This window comes from Pseudalkalibacillus sp. NRS-1564 (genome assembly GCF_050467905.1).
Taxonomy (GTDB): domain Bacteria; phylum Bacillota; class Bacilli; order Bacillales; family Guptibacillaceae; genus Guptibacillus; species Guptibacillus hwajinpoensis_B.
The window spans coordinates 159858-178317 of the sequence record NZ_JBITPM010000040.1 but is presented as its reverse complement, the minus strand read 5'-3'; the positions used below and the strand labels follow the sequence as shown (position 1 = coordinate 178317).

General features: G+C 38.9%; 14 protein-coding genes and 2 pseudogenes. 1 reads left to right on the top strand and 15 read right to left on the bottom strand.

The genetic code is table 11. From position 1 onward, the window contains the following. Position 1 precedes the first annotated feature (1 nt). From ACIFPW_RS18735 to ACIFPW_RS18710, 6 genes are all read right to left on the bottom strand, one after another. The gene (locus ACIFPW_RS18735) at positions 2 to 1033 is read right to left on the bottom strand and encodes an SIS domain-containing protein (RefSeq protein WP_430246568.1); all 1032 of its coding nucleotides are present in this window, start codon (positions 1031 to 1033) and stop codon (positions 2 to 4) included. Positions 1034 to 1048: 15 nt separating this feature from the next. Beyond that, on the bottom strand, positions 1049 to 1987 hold the full coding sequence (gene pfkB / locus ACIFPW_RS18730) for a 1-phosphofructokinase (RefSeq protein ID WP_430246567.1): 939 nt from the start codon (positions 1985 to 1987) through the stop codon (positions 1049 to 1051). Between the two features lie 4 nt (positions 1988 to 1991). Then, positions 1992 to 2849, bottom strand: a complete 858-nt coding sequence (fba, locus tag ACIFPW_RS18725; RefSeq protein ID WP_430246565.1) for a class II fructose-1,6-bisphosphate aldolase — start codon at positions 2847 to 2849, stop codon at positions 1992 to 1994. 137 nt (positions 2850 to 2986) lie between these two features. Next, positions 2987 to 3718 (bottom strand): GntR family transcriptional regulator, encoded by a 732-nt coding sequence (locus ACIFPW_RS18720; protein WP_430246563.1) that lies wholly within the window; start codon positions 3716 to 3718, stop codon positions 2987 to 2989. Between the two features lie 174 nt (positions 3719 to 3892). Continuing rightward, the gene (locus ACIFPW_RS18715) at positions 3893 to 4615 is read right to left on the bottom strand and encodes a FadR/GntR family transcriptional regulator (RefSeq protein ID WP_430246561.1); all 723 of its coding nucleotides are present in this window, start codon (positions 4613 to 4615) and stop codon (positions 3893 to 3895) included. Between the two features lie 112 nt (positions 4616 to 4727). After that, complete coding sequence (locus ACIFPW_RS18710) at positions 4728 to 6905, bottom strand: malate synthase G (RefSeq protein ID WP_430246559.1); 2178 nt, start codon at positions 6903 to 6905, stop codon at positions 4728 to 4730. Positions 6906 to 7184: 279 nt separating this feature from the next. Here ACIFPW_RS18710 and ACIFPW_RS18705 point away from each other — a divergent pair, with 279 nt between their 5' ends. Continuing rightward, positions 7185 to 8069 carry a LysR family transcriptional regulator gene (locus ACIFPW_RS18705; protein ID WP_430246557.1) on the top strand — a complete coding sequence of 295 codons (885 nt, stop codon included), beginning with the start codon at positions 7185 to 7187 and terminating at the stop codon, positions 8067 to 8069. 93 nt (positions 8070 to 8162) lie between these two features. Here the strand turns inward: ACIFPW_RS18705 and ACIFPW_RS18700 are convergent, their stop codons facing one another. The 9 genes and pseudogenes from ACIFPW_RS18700 to ACIFPW_RS18660 all read right to left on the bottom strand — a co-directional run bounded on the left by ACIFPW_RS18700 (position 8163) and on the right by ACIFPW_RS18660 (position 18202). Beyond that, positions 8163 to 8420, bottom strand: a complete 258-nt coding sequence (locus ACIFPW_RS18700) for an OsmC family protein (RefSeq protein WP_430246555.1) — start codon at positions 8418 to 8420, stop codon at positions 8163 to 8165. A 12-nt stretch (positions 8421 to 8432) separates the two neighbouring features. After that, a complete protein-coding gene (locus tag ACIFPW_RS18695) occupies positions 8433 to 8627 on the bottom strand; it encodes a hypothetical protein (RefSeq protein WP_303533281.1) in 195 nt (64 codons plus the stop codon). A 21-nt stretch (positions 8628 to 8648) separates the two neighbouring features. Then, a pseudogene (locus ACIFPW_RS18690) lies at positions 8649 to 9632 on the bottom strand (aldo/keto reductase). 234 nt (positions 9633 to 9866) lie between these two features. Then, the gene (locus ACIFPW_RS18685) at positions 9867 to 11669 is read right to left on the bottom strand and encodes an IucA/IucC family protein (protein WP_430246553.1); all 1803 of its coding nucleotides are present in this window, start codon (positions 11667 to 11669) and stop codon (positions 9867 to 9869) included. 18 nt (positions 11670 to 11687) lie between these two features. Then, positions 11688 to 13012, bottom strand: a pseudogene (locus ACIFPW_RS18680) (lysine N(6)-hydroxylase/L-ornithine N(5)-oxygenase family protein). Further along, positions 13005 to 13571, bottom strand: a complete 567-nt coding sequence (locus tag ACIFPW_RS18675) for a GNAT family N-acetyltransferase (protein WP_430246551.1) — start codon at positions 13569 to 13571, stop codon at positions 13005 to 13007. The pseudogene ACIFPW_RS18680 and the gene ACIFPW_RS18675 overlap by 8 nt, the downstream one beginning before the upstream one ends. Next, complete coding sequence (locus ACIFPW_RS18670) at positions 13555 to 15333, bottom strand: IucA/IucC family protein (protein WP_430246549.1); 1779 nt, start codon at positions 15331 to 15333, stop codon at positions 13555 to 13557. Before ACIFPW_RS18670 ends, ACIFPW_RS18675 begins: the two co-directional genes overlap by 17 nt. Beyond that, positions 15330 to 16853, bottom strand: a complete 1524-nt coding sequence (locus ACIFPW_RS18665) for a pyridoxal phosphate-dependent decarboxylase family protein (protein ID WP_430246547.1) — start codon at positions 16851 to 16853, stop codon at positions 15330 to 15332. Before ACIFPW_RS18665 ends, ACIFPW_RS18670 begins: the two co-directional genes overlap by 4 nt. Then, positions 16850 to 18202: an aspartate aminotransferase family protein gene (locus ACIFPW_RS18660; RefSeq protein WP_430246545.1), complete on the bottom strand. Its 1353-nt coding sequence runs from the start codon at positions 18200 to 18202 to the stop codon at positions 16850 to 16852. The genes ACIFPW_RS18665 and ACIFPW_RS18660 overlap by 4 nt, the downstream gene beginning before the upstream one ends. Positions 18203 to 18460 lie beyond the last annotated feature (258 nt).

Below are 18460 nucleotides of genomic sequence, written 5' to 3'. Positions count from 1 at the left end.
ATTAAGGCAGAGATATTTTCACGACTTGATTAAGGTTACGAGGTTGATCTGGGTTTAAGCCAAGTTTGATTGACTGATAATAAGCTAGAAGCTGAAAGTAAGGAATATAGAGTGCCGCTCTCGCTTCATCTGATAAATTGCTTCCTATATTAATCACATGATCAGCCGTTAAATCTGTCCCAAGATCTCCAATCACAATCGTTTTTCCACCGTTATTTTTAATATCATGAAGTAATGTGTGGTCGATCTCGCTCATTTTCGTTGTAGAAAACAGCACCACAACGGTTTCCTCATCCACAATGGAAATCGGACCATGACGAAATTCAAGGTTCGAATAACTTTCGCATTCCGTTTGCGTCATTTCTTTGAGTTTCAGTGTACCTTCTTTGGCTAATCCATTATAAATACCTGCGCCTAAGAAGATAAACCGCTCCGCTTTTGCACCTTGAACTATATCCTTCATAACATGTGCATGACTTACATTCTCATTTAACAATTCAGGCACCTGTTTCAGTTCTTTTAATGCCTCATTATTCTCGGCAAATCTTGCAGCATATAGTTGAATTGCATAAAGCATGTTAGTGAAGGATTGAGTCATGACAACGCTTTTTTCACTTATATGATCAAGACTAATTTGATCGTCAGCTAGTTGTGCCATTTCAGCATCACTGTTGCATGTTACGGCTAGAGTGGATATATTCTCTCTAGCCTTAATGGCTTTTAAAGCCGTAATAATTTCAGAAGTGGTTCCAGAGCGAGAGATACTTACTACTCTATATCGTTTATGGGGGGTAAATACCTGCTTTTCATGAAGAAAAATTTCTGAAGCCGGCACCGCGTTGGCTTGAATTCCAGTGATTTCTTGAAAGTATCTGGCAGCTGAAATTGCAATGTAGTAGGATGTGCCGCACCCTGTAAATACATAATCGACTTCGACATTATCATTAGGAATATTCATATTGCTGACGATCTGATAGGTTTTTTCTGAAGCGTTTCCTTGAGACATGATTTCCTTCAATGTATACGTATCCACTAATTACATCACTCCTTATTTAGTAAATGAAAATTGATTGACACTCATTTGTTTTTCTAGCGATTTAAGATCTTCTAAGGAAAGGTCTCCTGCTTTTTCTTGCAGTGCATTGGCTGTGCCAGCAGCTGTGGCTCTTATTAATGATTTCTCAAAAGGCTCTCTATCATAGAATCCAGATACTAATCCAGCAACAAAGGCATCGCCACTTCCTACAGGATTGACAACAGATAACTTAGGAATAGAAATTGTATAAATGCAATTGTCATAAGCAGCCATCGCTCCATCGCTTCCTCTAGAGACTGCCACAACGGAGACTCCTGTATGGCTTAATTCCATTAAAGCATTCATGATTTCATCATCGGTTTGCAACGGACGATTGGTGATTTCACTTAGCTCATCAATATTTGGTTTTATCATAAAGGGTTTCGCTTTCAGAGCTTCCTTAAGCGGTTGTCCACTCGTATCAACAATTGCTCTTGTACCATTCTGCTGAACAAGTTCAACAAGTTCTTGATAAGCCGTCGTTAAAAGGCCCTTAGGTAAGCTCCCAGATAGAATGACATAAGTGCTTTTATTGGCCAATTCCAATAGTTTTCGTTTAAATTCAATCCATTCTCTTTCTAAAATGGTTGGACCTAACTCAAGAATTTCAGTTTGATTTGTGAATTCATCAATGATATTAAGGCAAATACGTGATTCGCCTTCAATCATTACAAAATCGGAATGAATTCCTTTTTCATCTGCTAACCGTTTAATGAATTGACCATTTAACCCCCCCAAAAAACCTGTCGATACTGTGTTTATATTTAAAATTTTCAGTATTTTTGAGACGTTAATGCCCTTACCTCCAGGTTCGCTTATGATTCTTTTCGTCCGATTTACTTCATTTATAGAAAAGCGATCCATATAGTACGTACGGTCAATCGCTGCATTTAACGTAACAGTAGTGATCATAGACTTAAGCGTAAGTTTGCTGACTTTGCAGCATTAAGATTTTTTTCTTAACAATTTCCTCAACAGCTTCTCGAGCAGGGACGAAATACTTTCTCGGATCATCTGTATGTGGATGTTCATTCAAGTAATCTCGTAATCTAGCCACGAATTCAACCTTTAATTCAGTCGAGAAATTCACTTTACTTACGCCATATTGAAGCGATTCACGAACTTTTTCTTCTGGTACACCAGAGGCACCGTGCATAACAATTGGCCGTCCTGTCGATTCTGAAATTTTTTGTACAAGCTCAAAATTAAGCCTTGGTTCCTTTTTATATAAGCCATGTGCTGTTCCAAAAGCAGGGGCAAACGAATCGATATCCGTTCGTGCGACAAAATCTTTTGCGAGGTCTGGATCTGTCAATTGAGCGTCCTGTTCGTCTACACTAAGATCGTCTTCCACGCCTCCAATGGTTCCGAGTTCAGCTTCTACGGGAACATTAACATAGTGAGCAGCTTCCACAACCTTTTGGACGAGCGCTACGTTCTCTTCATATTGTAATTTTGATCCGTCAATCATGACTGATGTATAACCTGCCCGCAAACATTGTAGAACCGTTTTGAAACTATCTCCGTGGTCTAAATGCAATGCAATTGGAATCGAGGTTTTCTCAGCTACCGAATTCACCATATTTTTGATGTTTTCGATTCCCGCATATTTAATTGTTCCTGGAGTCGTTTGAAAGATAACCGGTGTATCGATCTTCTCAGCACCTGAAATAACCGCTTTCATAATTTCAAGATTATGAACAGCAAAGGCCCCAATCGCATAATGATTTTTGTACGCATCATCGAGTAACGGCTTACTAGAAACTAATGGCATTCAATCATCTCCTTAAAGTGATTCAACCAGTCAACGGGTTGTTGGGTCAAGTTGGGTTGTACCTTGGCAACATAACGTCACCAGGTCTTTAATGGTATTGTACTGTTAATAGGTTGTTGGGTCAACCTGTTCTTTAATTAAATTAATTCTGTGTAGAAACGACAGCGATCTCCTCTTACGATAGAATGACAGAATTCCACGGGTTTTCCTGATCGATCATAGGCTGTTCTTTCTAACAACAATGCGGGGTAACCTTCTTTTACCTGGAGATATTCACTTTCATAATCTCTTATGAGGACAGGTTCAAACACCTCTTTTGCTTTTGTAACGATAATACCAAAATCACTTTCCATTACATCATATAAGGAGGTATTCATCACATGCTCCTGCTTAATACCGGGTATGAGGTATTGTGGTATATATGATGTTTCAAGAATAACAGGCTCGTCATTTGCGCAGCGTAACCTCTTTAATTCGATTAGAGTATCTCCTTCATCAACCATTAACTTACTTGCGACTCGTGGTGAAGCAGTTGTTTCAATCATATGCAAAATAATATCTGTTGGTGCCATGCCCATTTCTTTCATCACTTTACTAAAGCTATAAAAGCCCATTAGTGGTTGCTCGAGCTTCGGCTGCGAAACAAAAGTCCCCTTCCCTTGAATTCGATTCAAGACGCCAATTTGGACGAGGTCTTCAATCGCTTTTTTAGCTGTGTTTCGGCTTATATTATAGTCAGCTCTCAACTCGTTTTCAGATGGAATTTTATCGCCAGGAGCCCAGTCACCTCGTTCAATATTCTCCTTTAATATCTCCTTTAATTGGTGATAGAGAGGAATAACACTATGCTGATCTAATTCTCTTTTCATAATATCCCCCATTTCTTTTGTGTATAGTTGTATCTACCTCATTCATTTTGTACCTTAATATTCATTGTGGTTTCAAAGTGAATTTTTCTTTATTCTATCATATTAATCAAGTAAGAGAGTAAAGTCGAGCTTCGACTTTACTCTCTTTAGTAATTGTTTTCATATACAGGTTCGTCAGTCAGTTTCAATGAACTCTGAACGAATCGAGAAACCTTTTCTCATTAGCTTTCTAGCATAAGTTAAATGAAGCATCATTGCTTCTGAAGCCCCACTTGGATCTTCACAAAGTATCATTTCCATAATTAACTCATGTTGTTGATTTGTGTCTTGAATGCGTTCTAGGTCTGTTGCGATTAAGCAATGGTAATGATCCATTGACTTGCTTATCTTTGCAGATAGTGATTGGAACAACTCTAGTAAAATAGGGTTGCCCGAAGCTTTTGCAACGGCCAAGTGAAATTGAGAGTCTTGAATGCTCTTATCCCTATAACGCTCACTTCGTTCTAGAAGTTCGAGCGTATGACTCATTGTTAGGAGGTCTTGCTCTGTTCGATTAACCGCTGCCAGTTTGACCAACGTTGTTTCTAACATTACAAGTGTTTGGAATAATGATTCCAAATTCTCATGTTGAGGCATCGGCATATATTGGAAATACCGTTTCGGTGTATAGCCTGTGACAATAGCTCCTTCTTCTGCCAATAAATCAATAACCCCTCTTCCACTCAGCGTTTTTAATGCAGCTAATATAGTGGACCGTGAAACACCAAAAAACTGCGAGAGTTCCAAAACGGAGGGGATTGTATCTCCTTTATCATATTTCCTTTCTTTCAATAAACCTAATAGTTGTTTCTCAACTTTTTGGGATAATTCTTCTGAAGAAATGCGTCTAAGTTTCATTGTAAAACCCCCTATACGTAATAGCACAGTAGACGAGGTGGGTTGAAAGCATATCTGTATTATTATGTAAGTCAAAGCAAAAGCAGCCTGTTGGCTACTTTTGCAACATAAATTACTTATTTGAATAAACTTTTGCTTTCGCTTCTTTTCGTCGACTATGAAGTATTGGTTCAGTATAACCAGAAGGTTGATTAAAGCCTTTAAAGACAAGGTCACATGCAGCCTGAAACGCAATCGACTTTTCAAAGTTATCAGCCATTGCATGATAAGTCGGGTCACCTGCGTTCTGCTTATCAACTACTTTTGCCATTCGTTTCATTGTTTCTAGAACCTGTTCCTTGGAACAAATTCCGTGATGAAGCCAGTTGGCCATATGCTGACTAGAAATTCGAAGCGTTGCTCGGTCTTCCATAAGTTCAATGTTATGGATATCTGGCACTTTAGAACAGCCTACACCATATTCGATCCATCGAACCACGTATCCTAGGATACCTTGAGCATTATTATCGAGTTCTTTCCCAATTTCTTTGTCGCTCCACTTCTTCTCTCTATTAACTGGAATTTCTAAAAGATCATTTAAATAATTTGCTGTCCTTTTCTCTAGTTCATATTGAATTTCCCTCACATTTGTTTGATGGTAATGTAAGGCGTGAAGGGTTGCAGCTGTTGGAGAGGGTACCCAAGCTGTACTCGCACCAGCTTGAAGCTGTGCACCTTTTTGTGCAATCATTTCACCCATAAGATCTGGCATAGCCCACATGCCTTTTCCAATCTGTGCGACTCCTCTGAAACCTGTGTTTAAACCATGAGCCACATTTGCTTTTTCATAACTTTGAAGCCAGGTCGCGTTTTTCATTTGGCCTTTCGGTATAACAGCTCCAGCTTCCATCGACGTATGGATCTCATCACCCGTTCGATCAAGGAAGCCGGTGTTAATAAATACGACGCGTTCCTTTACTTCGTTTATACAGTTTTTAAGGTTAAGGGTAGTACGTCGTTCTTCATCCATCACGCCAATTTTGATTGTATAACGCTCTAATTCAAGTAAATCTTCTGTTCGATTGAATAGTTCATTAGCAAATGCAACTTCCTTTGATCCGTGCATTTTAGGCTTTACAATATAGATGGATCCTTTGGAAGAGTTTTGGTATCGACCATTTCTATTCAGATCGTGCTTTGCGATTAATCCTGTAATCACGGCATCGATAATTCCTTCAGGTACTTCATTTCCTGATTGATCAAGAACCGCATCCGTTGTCATTAAATGTCCAACATTTCGAGCAAACATCAAGGATCGACCAGGAAGAGAAAGTATCTTTCCATCAGGTGATGTATACTCGCGATCAGGATTCAACGATCGAACGATCTTCTTAGAACCTTTAGAAAAAGATGATTGTAAATCACCTTTCATTAAGCCAAGAAAATTCCGATAGACGAGGACTTTGTCTTCTGCATCAACAGCTGCAACAGAGTCTTCAAAGTCCATTATCGTTGTAATAGCAGATTCAACAAACACATCTTTAATTCCTGCTTCATCTGTTTTACCTATTGGATGAGAACGATCAATTTGAATTTCAAGGTGGATTTGATTGTTTTTCAATAAAATGACTTCAGGGTTTTCTTCACTACCTAGATATCCTACAAATTGTTCTCTATTTATTAAAGCGCTTTCATAGTTGTCAGTAAAGTGTACCTTAAGCATCCCTTGCTGTATAGTAAATCGTTTAATGTCTGAGTAACTTCTTTCCTTTAATGGCACGACCGAATCTAGGAAATGCTTTGCATAAGTTATCACTTTTTCACCACGGATTGGGTTATATTCCGTACTTTTAGATGCTCCTTTGTCTTCTGAAATAACGTCAGTTCCATACAATGCATCATAGAGACTCCCCCACCTTGCATTCGCTGCATTAATCGCATACCGAGCGTTATTGACTGGGACAACTAGCTGAGGACCAGCTTGAATGGCAATTTCCTCATCTACTGATTGAGTGCTAATTTTAACATCCTTTATTTCTTCTTCAAGATATTCGATATCCTTAAGAAACGTTTTATAGCTTTCTAGGTCACTAGCTCGTTTGTTCAGGTGATAAGCATTGATTTTTTGTTGTAGGTCTTCTCGAACTTGTAGAAGCTGTTTATTGATAGGTGACAGTTCAGTGATCATGTCACCAAGGCCACTCCAAAACTGTCTAGAAGAAGTGCCAGTTCCAGGAATAACATCTTCATTAATAAATTCATAGAGTTCCGTTGCAACATGCAAAGTACCAATTGACTTATAATTTTCCATTACCTGTCCCCCTCATAAGCTTGACAGAACCTTATATGGTGCTGTTCATTCGTTATATCTTATCTTATAATAAAGTAAGCTATTTATATAATACATATATCGCATATTAGGTATGCTTTCAGGTTATAATTCAGAATTTTCGAAATGTGCATTGGCTATATATATGATTCTCTACTTTGGCTCTTTCAAATAGCATCGTTTTGATCGATCAGAAATAAGCCAATAAAACAGCGTTCACTAACATAGCCTTTGAAAAAATCTCTGTGTGGAGGTATTTTGATGGAAATTCGTCACTTGGAATATTTTTCTGAAGTCGCTAGACAATTAAGTTTCACAAAAGCTGCTACTAGTCTTCACGTGTCCCAACCTTCTATTAGTAAAGCCATTAAAAATATGGAAGCAGAACTTGGAGTGCCGCTCTTCTATCGATCAAAGCAATTGGAATTAACCGATGCGGGTCACGCTGTCCTTATTAATACGCATCACGTACTAAGTGCTTTTCGTAATCTAACAACAGAATTAACCGACCTCACAGAGCTTAAAAAGGGTGAAATTAAAATAGGTATTCCTCCTATTATCGGGGCTGCGTTTTTTTCAAAGTTAATTAGTCAGTTTAAGGCGAAATATCCTTTTGTTGAAATTCTATTAACGGAAGTAGGATCAAAATCGATAAAGCAAGGGATTGAGGATGGCTCACTCGATATTGGCCTAATTTGCAATACCCCTTTAAAAAACAGTTCTTTGGAAACGGTTCAAGTTATTTCTGATCCATTGATGGTAGTTGTTCACAATGAACATCATTTAACGGAATCGACTGAAATCGATATAACGGATCTTGCATCAGAGCCATTTATTTTATTTCGTGATGATTTTTCGTTACATGATCGAATTGTAGAAGAATGCTCGAAACAGGGGTTTCATCCGAATGTCGTTTGCCACAGTTCGCAGAAAGATTTTATGATCGAGATGGTAGAAGCAAAGCTTGGCCTTGCCCTTCTACCTAGTAAAATCGCTCTTTCAATTCCAAACGATTCCATTACGTCAATTAGGCTTCGTCACTCAAATCTTCGCCTCGAACTTGGGCTGATTTGGAAAAAGAATAAATACTTGCCTTATGCGGTCAAAGAGTTTATTAACCTCGCAGATTCAATTGAAGTGAGTTGAATCCTTCAGAGCAGGTGTTTTAATTTAGGAAATGCTTCTATGATTCTACAAATTGAAAAGAGCTGATGAAGGACTTCTTCATCAGCTCTTTTCTTATTCTTCTATAATCTCCCAATCATGCTCGAAAGCAACACAGCCCTTGAGCGTTTGTGCAACAGGACAACCACGCTCAAATACATGAAGTGCCCTTTCTGCAGCTTCTCTTTTCCCTTCTGGTATGATTAATTTATAATGACATTTTATTTTAGTGATTTTGAGGACACCCTCAGGCGCTTCGATCAATCCTTCGAATTGACCAGATAGTTTGTTTGGAAAACTAGGTATTTGGCGCGCCTCCAGCGCACCGGACAATGTCCCTGTTAGTCAGCCGCCTGCAGCAGCAACGATGTGATCAAGGGTTGACGGTTGTTCCACCTCAGGTGACGCTTGATAAAAATCTTTCACCCCACCATGCACGCCGTAGTGAATCGGTTCTTTGAAATCCGCAATATATGCGCGACGGCTTTTATCTTTATCTTGCTCAATACGAATGTTTGATATTTCGATTGGTTTATCCATCGTTTGAACTCCTTTCGGTTATTAATAAGCCCCTCTAATCATTTCATGCACTTCTTGATGGTAGAAGCTAGCAAGCTTCTCCATTTCTTCCCTGGAAAAGTTAGGAACCTCTGTAGCTTTGAGGTTTTGTTCTACTTGTTGAATGTTTTTAAAACCAGGGATAACACAAGAGACTTCTTTATGTTCAAGAATCCATTTTAGCGCAGCAGTCGTCATACTCTCTCGGTCGCGAGCAATCCAATTGATTTCATCGCTTAGCTCTACACCTTTTTCAAATTCAAGTCCCGCAAACGTTTCACCTACATTAAAGGCTTCTCCATTCCGATTAAAGTTTCGGTGATCATCATCTTCAAAGGAAGTGTTTTTCTTGAATTTCCCAGTTAATAAACCACTGGCCAGCGGCACCCGCGTAAGAATGCCAACGCCTTGTTCATAAGCTTTTGGAAAAAGTTCCTCTAACGGCTTTTGCCTAAATATATTAAAAATAACCTGCAGAGTACTTACGCCAGGATACTTGAGACATAATAGTCCTTCCTCAACTGTTTCAACACTTACACCATAATAGCGTATTTTACCTTCGGCTTTCAATTTGTCCAATACCTCAAACACCTGACCTTCCTTAAGAATGTCGATTGGTGGACAATGAATTTGAAAAAGATCAATTTGATCTCGTTCCAAGCGCCTTAAGCTCGCTTCACAATAAGCACGAACACTTTGTTCTGAATAGTTGACAGAATCGTATATGTCTCCTGCACGACAAAATTTCGTTGCGATGTGAATTTTATCTTCCATCCCTTTTGTTGCTTTAGCAAGGAGTTCTTCACTATGTCCATCTCCATATACATCTGCTGTATCAAAAAAATTCACGCCAGCATGTATAGCATGTTGTAGAGAATCGAGCGCTTCTTTGTCATTTGTTTTCCCCTATGCTCCGCCAATTGCCCACGTTCCGAAACTAACTTCACTTACTTGCAAGTCTGTATGACCTAACTGTCGATATTTCATTCTTTCGCCTCCATTAACTCGAGTTGACATTACATGGTAATTTCCCTTTAAATCGTTGTTTAAACCGCTTTCATATTTGTTTTTGAATGTAACGTTCTCTAAATGAAGTTGCTCTATAGCTTGATCATTCAATGATTGGAACGAAATTGTTCAACCTTTCAAATCATCTCTACACCATACGTATGTCACTCTTCTCACTTCCAAAAAAAGACGGGGGCGGGCCCCGTCTCTCAGTTATTTTGTGATTTTTTTATAGTGACTTAGTGCATTTCTAACTTCACCAAATTCAGATGCATGAGGTCGATCTTCTCCTACTGAATAGCCCTCATCTACCATGCGATTTCGATTAAGGCAAAGCTTAGTGAATGTAGGTTTAAAGAAATCAAATAACTCAAAACGCTTCTTTAGTTGTGGGAACCTTGATTGATACGAAAGAATTGATTCCGCTAGTTTTTCCCAGAAATTCTGTTCTTCCATTAACTCACCGTTTACTAAAATGCTCGATAAATAACGGAGGTGACAGATGAATAAGCCTGTAAATATAAATTGGGTCAGTCCCTCAGGTGGTTCACTCCGAAGCACATCTTTTAATTCCTCTGTAAGATAATTAAGCTCCTCGAATGGTTGATCACTAATATTGACATCATCTACGAAATCTTTAATTGCAAGGCGTGATGGTTTGGAATCTTTTAGAACAAGAATAGTGTTTTGGCCGTGAGGAGAAAAGACTGTTCCATATTGGTACAAATAATGGAGCAATGGCTTCATAGTGACATCAAAAAATTGCGTCATCCATTCTTCTGTAGACATTCCAGATTTCTCAATCAAGCTCTTTACATAGGGCTTCCCATCATGGTCTTCGTATAGAAGTGCTGCTAAAGTAATCGCCTGTTCACCGTCCTCGAGATAAGTATAGATACTTTCTCTAAAAATAACGCCAAGCATTTCTTTGTACTGATATGGGGCATTCTCCAATTGATTATAATAGGAATGATTCACATTAATACTCGCAATTTCACCTGGTAAAATCACTCTACATTCATCTTTTAAAAAGGAGTCTTTATCATAGATGCCTTTAATGAATTCAGTTATTTTCGGAGCAATAAGAGTACGTTCTGCGGGTAATCCTCTATATACAAGTGTATTTAGTATGCTCATCGGTAATTTTACATGATGCTTGTTTGGATTGGATTTGTTAACAAATGTCCGAATGGACTGTTGTGGGAGATAACGATCACTGGATTGACCAAGCGGTATGATCGTTTGGTTTGCAATCTCCTCTGCAAAATTCTGAACCAAAATGTTTTTCCACTGCCACTCATGGACAGGCATCATGAAGTATTGATTAGGATCATCAATCTTTTTTTCTAATATATTGTGGAATGTAGAACGATCCTGATCACTTAATTCATAGTTTACTAGTTTTTCGAAGGTAAATTTCTCAATAGATTGAAATGAGCTAATGTGTCGACTAACGCCAATCCATGAAAGTGTTACTTCGTTTTGGTGTTCAGGAGCATATGCTAAATAATCATCATACCCGAACCCAATTCTCCCTTTGTTATACGTGATCCAGGGATGTCCAGTCATGTAGCCTTCAAGATTAGCGTAGTCTTCAGTAATCAATTTGTCTGATGAAACTCGCTTATTTAACAGATGAGCATCTGCAATGAGAGTTTGACTAATTTCCTTTATTAAATGCGCTGTTGTTTCCGATGACATGCCTATTAAGGGTTTGATATCAAGGAGGAAGCCAACGGCACTCACTTCTACCTCATTCCCATTATCTAGTATGCGAATGGATTTGCAGTCAACATCATAGCTATCAAATTGGCGGGGAATCGCATGGAATGAGTATGATTTCTTGTCTGAAACTCGAAGTTCATAGATGGTATAGCTATCTTTCTCTTGAACGAGTTGAGGTGAGATCATATCTTCGTACATAAATTCTGAAATCATTTTTGCTAAGAGATTTGTATTAACAAGTGTCCAGTTTTGTTTAGTAAGAACAGTATCTAGTTCGTTTTGAGAATACATACGTTCACCACTTTCCTTCTAGTTTGTTGTAAGAGCAGGTTGTTTGGCGATTCCAAAAGATTGAAAAACGTTATGTGACTGCACGGGGTATTCTTCTCTATTGGAGATTTGATTGATGATGACAGCATTTCGGTGTGCTCCGAGACCAAGGTCGGGCGCACCAACTCCGTGAGTGTGTAGCTCTCCGTTTTGAATGAATATATTGTTCTGATTGGAATCTTTCGTCATTAAGCGGTAATCTTTCGTAATCGTCGGGCGGCCATTCTCGTCCCTAAGTAAAAAAGATTCGGGTAAGAAAGTTGGAACGGTCTGTTTATATCCAGTACCAAGCACAATGATTTCAGATTCGAAATCAAATGGTTCATTTGTAATCGTGTGGCGTCCCTTGCCAAAACACACCTCCCCTTTCATTTCTAGTTGATTTACCTCACTCATAGCCTGTAAGTGTAAGGGGGAGCGTTGATTACCAATAGATCGTTCATATAATACGTCATAGATTTCTGAAATCGTTTCTGCACTAATCCCTTTGTAAAGTAAGTCTTGTTTTTCAATCACTTTGTCTTTTTTTCTTGCGGAAGATCGTAAAAGAATTCGGTGTAATCTGGTGAAAAATATTCAAGTCCTAGTTTGGAGTACTCCATTGGGAAAAAACCGTTTGATCTTGTGTACCAGCTAAGATGGTAGTCATGATGCTCCTGTTCTTTTGCTAGATCTAAAAAAATCTCAGCTGCACTTTGGCCTGATCCAATGACTGAAATGGATTTTCCTTGTAAAGCCTTTGGTTTCTTCTCCATGAACTCTGATGAATGGAAGACGGTTTCTCCAAGCGCAGGTTTAAAATGTTCTGGTACTGCAGGTACTGAGCCTATTCCCATGACCAGATGCCTGGCCAAGAACGTGTCGGTTTCTAGCGTTTTCACATCCTGGACGTGAACAGCATAAATGAATTCTTCCTCGGATGCTTCATATGATGAAACTTCAGTGACTTCATATCCAAATCGGCATGAATTTAGCTGATCACTCACCCATTTACAGTAGTGATTGTATTCCTTTCTCGGAATATGAAACTTTTCTAAAAAATAAAAGTGATACATACGACCATGAACCTGCAGGTAGTTAAGAAAACTATATTTGTTTTTAACGTCAGCCATGCTTACAAGATCCGCGAAAAATGGCACCTGCAATGTGGTTCCTTCGATGAGCATACCTGGATGCCAATCAAATTCTTTTTTACGGTCAAATAGAAGAATATCCAAATCGTCCATTTCATCTGTTAAAGCAGCTAGACCTAAATTAAATGGTCCAATACCGATACCAATTGCATCGTAGACGTATTCAGGCATTTCCCCACTTCCTTTCAAACTGCTTCCGCTCACAAATCATTAATAAGCCTGTTTTATCCGGTAGATCAATTGGTTTTTGTGGAGTGAATCCACACTTCTCAAATATATGAATCATTTTTTTATTACGTATATCTGGTTCTGCTACGATTCTCTCTGTCCGCTTCTCTTTCAATTGCATAGAAACCATTACACGTAGAAGGTGAAGGGAATATCCTAGTCCTAAATAGTCTGTATGACCGATCAAGAGATGGATGCCTTGGTCATATGGCTTGTTCTCATAAGATCCTTCAATGATATCTTCCTTTACCCAATAAGCTTCCCAGTAGCTCATTGGCACCTCATTGATAAAACCTAGATAAAGCGTCTGGTGTGTATCTTTTAGTGCCTTTTGTAAATGATTTCGAAATGAGTTAATCGGTATATTTAATTGCCAGAAAGGATGCACATGCTCTTCGTTCATCCAAGAGTGAATCATCTCGACATCGCGTTCGTAGCTCACCTTAGCAAAAGAGATCGTTTTTTGTAATTTTTGATCGAATACATTAAAGTCCATTGCCATGCCTAACTGTAACCTCCTGAGCGATCGGATTTCGGACCATCGTATACACTGATTGTGTAGCCATTGATCCAATAAGCTCATCCATATCATAGAGGCGAGTTAAGAGATTCGCTTTACAAGGAAGAACAGGATCCTCAAGTAAACTTTTAATGAGAGGTGATGACTGTATAGCTAAATAATGAGAGAGTCGTTCTCTCAGGAGATCCATAAGATGCTTTTCTTCAATTAATCCGTTTACACCAAATGCATTGATTAATCCGAATAAGTTGTTAAAAAAGAAGTAATAGCGAAAGCGTTCATTTGCTACGTCATCGGAACAAATAGTATCGCTCTTCTCATTCAAATTAGGCAGGAGCTGCGCTAGTTCTTCAGACTTGGACTCACTAAAATAATATCCTTGATTGTCTCGATAATAGAATGTAGATGGATATCCTTCTTTAAGCTTAACAACAGCATTTTGCTGGTGTGCTTCTAGTGCAATGCCATAATGTTGATGAAGCCAAAGCATCGGATCAAGTGATATGTCGAGATAGCGATCGAACCACTCGACACTTACTTCTTCTATCGCACGTCCCTCTCTTCTAGCAATAGCAGTAATGACGGAATAAATACGTGACTTGCCACTGTATGCATGATCCTGGCATAGTGCTGCTATGAGGCTTGTATTATCACTATTTTCGTAGAAAGGATTCTCTCTAAACATAACGGCGAAACCAGACTCAAGATTAGTAATGTTGATATTGAGATAAGCTGGATCCTGGATAATTTTAAAGTTAGGATGATTATTTGCTAATTTTTCACCTAATTGCGTTTGTAAAAGTCTAGAAACCTCTACGCCACGATCTAGCTCTTTCTGTTGATTTAGTCGTAGTGAATTTGTGATTTTTACCGGAACTGAAAATTTAAACATGAATCTAGATAAAGAGCTATACACAGTTCTAAAGGAAGATGTTGCTGTATACATGCGCCCTACTGGTCCTAGATAATCAAGCGATCCTTTTTGAATGTGTTCAAGCACTTCTTCTTTTTTTAGAAGAGAGTTTACTTGAAGAGGGTGCATTGGCACTAGAACACGCTCCTTAAATTGATGGAGCCATTCTGGATCTACTTCTCCACTTTTTAACTCTTCTTTAATAAGCTCGCTTGCTTGTAGCTGCAAACTGGAATCTTCATTGATCAATGAAGGGTGAACACTAAAATAGTGAAGCTGAAATTCACCTTTCAGTTCTGGAGAAAACAATTCATCCTCCTCGTGTGTTAAACCTTGTTTGCTTTTCGGCGTCGGGTGCATTAAGTGACCAAAAAGTAAAGACTGTTCTGCTTCAATGTAATCAAAATCTTCATCGGTTAATTTTCCTCTGTCTTCGAATCGCTTTCCAATGTAAGTTGTCATGCTTTGACAGCTCAACATCACTCGCAGAACCAATTCATCTTCTGCATCCGTTCGGTTTTGGTCAATTAGTAGTTTCTTTACAATCAGTGTTGTTAATGTCACATAGTCAAGAGTATGAAAAGTACCATTTAATGACCGGTAATATAATGGGAACTGAAAAATATGCCGCTCTGTTAAGGACCAATAAGAAACGGGGAAGATCATCTCAATGCCCTGATTTTCTAGTAGACAGGAAATGAATTTCTGAGATAAGGTTGTAGATAAATCTTCAGGTTTTGGTATTTCTGAGTAGTTTCCTGTTTCACGTAAATAACAATTCAGAAAGCTTTGCATAGTCGCCTGTTCTGCGATCTTTTTAGCGCTGATCACGTGTGTTCCCTCCATTTCCTTCCGAGTGTACGAATGTCATCCACGATCTCTTGGATGTGCTTCATTTTGGTTCTAGGGTTTAGTATGGTGAACTTCAAAAAGGTTTGGCCATTAACAGAAGTCTTGGCTATGGCCGCTCTGCCCTCATACAACAATTCTTGCTGTATTTTACGATTTAATTTGCATCGATCAGTACTGAAATCTTGAGGTTCATAACGAAAGATAACAGTGTTGAGTTCTGGAGAAAGGTTTTCAACTTTTATATCATCCTGACATGAAAGGTATTCCGCAGTTGCTTGAGCAAGGATAAAAGTATAATCAATCATTTCTCCGAACAGGTTTGTACCTATCGTTTTTAATGAAAGAAAGAGCTTAAAGGCGTCAAATCTTCTGGAAGTTAAAATCGATTTGTTCACCAGGTTAGGAATCCCCGCTTCAACATCTTCTAGTGGATTTAAATAATCAGCATGGTGATTTAAAAACCGGAACGATTCTTTGTTCTTCACAAGGAAAGCCCCACATGAAATGGGCTGATAGAAGAGCTTATGAAAATCGACTGTGAGCGAATCGGCATAACAAATTCCTCCTAGCTTTGACTTATGAGATTCGGAAAGAATAAGCGCGCCTCCAAAAGCGGCATCCACATGAAACCATAACGCTTCCTCATGAGCGATTGCGGCTAGTTCATCTAACGGATCTATGCTTCCGAAATCAGTTGTGCCACAAGTTCCAACTAGTGCAAAAGGAACAAGGTGTTGAGCTTTTAATTCAGCTAATTGGTACTGTAAATGCGATACCGACATTCTGTGATGTTTGTCTGTTTTAACTTTTATTACTGCTTTTCCTCCCAATCCAAGCTGTACAGCTGATTTCTGTACAGTAAAATGAGCCTCCTCTGAGCAAAGAATCCTTAATTTATGAAACTCTTCTGGTAATCCATCTTTCTGAACATTTTGCCCCCATAAGCTTAAACAACATGCATCTCTAGCTAGAAGAAGACCAGTGTAGTTCGATTGTGTCCCTCCACTTGTAAATGTGCCATCAGCATTTGATGAATAACCAAATTGACCTGCGAGCCACTTAATCATTCCCTCTTCAAGGTACGTAGCAGAAGGACTTTGATCCCATGAATCAAGTGATTGATTAAACACACTTATTGCGAGTTCAGCAGCTATGGCAGGTATAAGCGGTGGGCATTGCAAATGAGCCAGGCTTTTTTCATGAGAAATTTGCAGGTTATTTTTGAATAGAGGAGCCTTAAGCTCGTTTAGTAATGCAGTAAAATCTTGATTTGAGCTATGAAAATCGAAAAGTTCTTCAACTTCCTTTTCAATCGTTTGTGGCTCCTTTCCGGTGAACGGCGCATTTTCTTTACGAAAAGTCTCGCAAATTATGTTCGTCATTTCGTGCATTTGTGCCCGGAAAGCTGTTTGTCCTTTCTCACTGTTGTGAAGAAAAAGAGAATCATACATTTTCTCTTTTGAAATATCAGGAGGATTCTTTTCAACTGCATTTATCATAAACTTTCAACAGCAGCCTTAACTGCTTCCTCAAAAATGCTGAGTACTTCTAAAACTTGTTCGTTCGTGATAATCAGTGGCGGGAGTAGCCTTACTACACTTCCGTTACGACCTCCAACTTCTAAAATCAATCCTCTGTCAAAGCATTCTTTCTGAATCCTGCTAGCTAACGCAGGTTGAGAAGGATAGCTTCCTGATGAAGACTGGGGCTGTGTAGGATCTACTATTTCAACACCGATCATTAGCCCTCTTCCCCTTACGTCTCCAATTTCACGGAAATTCACCTGGAGCTTTTGTAAGGCAGAAAGCATTTTTTCTCCCATCGTTGCCGCATGAACATCAAGTCTCTGTTCTTTAATAAATTTCAATAAGGCGGTTCCGGCTGCCATTGCCATTTGATTTCCTCTGAATGTACCAATGTGAGCACCAGGCTCCCACTTATCGAGTTCACGATCGTAAATAACAACCGAAAGTGGGAGACTGCCGCCAATTGCTTTAGAAAGGACAATGACATCTGGTACGATCCCTGCATGTTCGAATGCGAACATTTTTCCTGTTCGTCCTATTCCCGTTTGGATTTCATCAATAATAAGGGGAATACCTCGCTCGCTTGTTATTCTTCTCATTTCCTGTAGCCATTCGATTGGTGCAGGTACGGAACCACCTTCGCCTTGAACAACTTCTAGAATCATAGCGGCCGGGGGTAAAATGCCGCTCTCCGGATCATCTAATAGATTTTCAATATAAGTACTTGAAATTTTGTGTCCTTCGCTTTCCTTCATACCAAATGGACAACGATATGAATAAGGGTATGGCATGAAATGAGTATCTGGCATTAAACCTTGGACGTTTTTTTTGGGACCGAGATTACCACTAATCGCCATTGTTCCATGTGTTGAACCGTGGTATCCTCCTTGAAACGTAAGGATACTACTTCTCCCTGTCGCAGTTTTCACTAATTTTAAGGCGGCTTCTATCGCATCGCCTCCTGTTGGTCCACAAAATTGTATTTTGGCACGCTCTGCGAAATCTCCGGGTAAATTTGAAAATATTTCATTCACGAACTCTTCTTTTATTGGTGTTGTAATATCTAACGTATGTAAAGGCCTTTTATCATGAAGGACTTTCTGCATGGCTTCTATAGTAACGGGATGGTTATGACCAAGAGCTAAAGTACCAGCACCAGCTAAGCAATCATAATATCGCTTTCCTTCCATGTCAGTAACAAAAATCCCTTCTGCCTCATTAATGGCAATTGGTATTCTTCTTGGATAAGATCTTGCATTGGACTCTCTTTTCATTTGTTGGCCGAGTAGTGTTTGATTTGTATTTAATTCTTGAATCATCATGTTGAGAACTCCTTTACTAATTGATAATGATTTTCATTATCTTACACTATTCATGATAAGTGAGAATGATTATCATAGTCAATAATACTTGAGAACCATTATCACTTAAAGATAAAGTCGGTTTTGCTAGGTAGATCGGTTGGTTTTAATCCCTAATAATGGAAAGTGGATTGTAGGAGTCCCTCCTTCTTTGGTGGTCTAAATTAGACGATCGACTTTGGTCACAATGCAAATCAAACGAATAGGATAAAAGTATGA

Bases quoted from the DNA above. Each gene is read 5' to 3' on its own strand.
- pfkB (WP_430246567.1), bottom strand. From the start codon at position 1,987: ATGATCACTACTGTTACGTTAAATGCAGCGATTGACCGTACGTACTAT.
- fba (WP_430246565.1), bottom strand. From the start codon at position 2,849: ATGCCATTAGTTTCTAGTAAGCCGTTACTCGATGATGCGTACAAAAAT.
- ACIFPW_RS18720 (WP_430246563.1), bottom strand. From the start codon at position 3,718: ATGAAAAGAGAATTAGATCAGCATAGTGTTATTCCTCTCTATCACCAA.
- ACIFPW_RS18715 (WP_430246561.1), bottom strand. From the start codon at position 4,615: ATGAAACTTAGACGCATTTCTTCAGAAGAATTATCCCAAAAAGTTGAG.
- ACIFPW_RS18710 (WP_430246559.1), bottom strand. From the start codon at position 6,905: ATGGAAAATTATAAGTCAATTGGTACTTTGCATGTTGCAACGGAACTC.
- ACIFPW_RS18705 (WP_430246557.1), top strand. From the start codon at position 7,185: ATGGAAATTCGTCACTTGGAATATTTTTCTGAAGTCGCTAGACAATTA.
- ACIFPW_RS18695 (WP_303533281.1), bottom strand. From the start codon at position 8,627: ATGGATAAACCAATCGAAATATCAAACATTCGTATTGAGCAAGATAAA.
- ACIFPW_RS18685 (WP_430246553.1), bottom strand. From the start codon at position 11,669: ATGTATTCTCAAAACGAACTAGATACTGTTCTTACTAAACAAAACTGG.
- ACIFPW_RS18675 (WP_430246551.1), bottom strand. From the start codon at position 13,571: ATGGCAATGGACTTTAATGTATTCGATCAAAAATTACAAAAAACGATC.
- ACIFPW_RS18665 (WP_430246547.1), bottom strand. From the start codon at position 16,853: ATGATAAATGCAGTTGAAAAGAATCCTCCTGATATTTCAAAAGAGAAA.
- ACIFPW_RS18660 (WP_430246545.1), bottom strand. From the start codon at position 18,202: ATGATGATTCAAGAATTAAATACAAATCAAACACTACTCGGCCAACAA.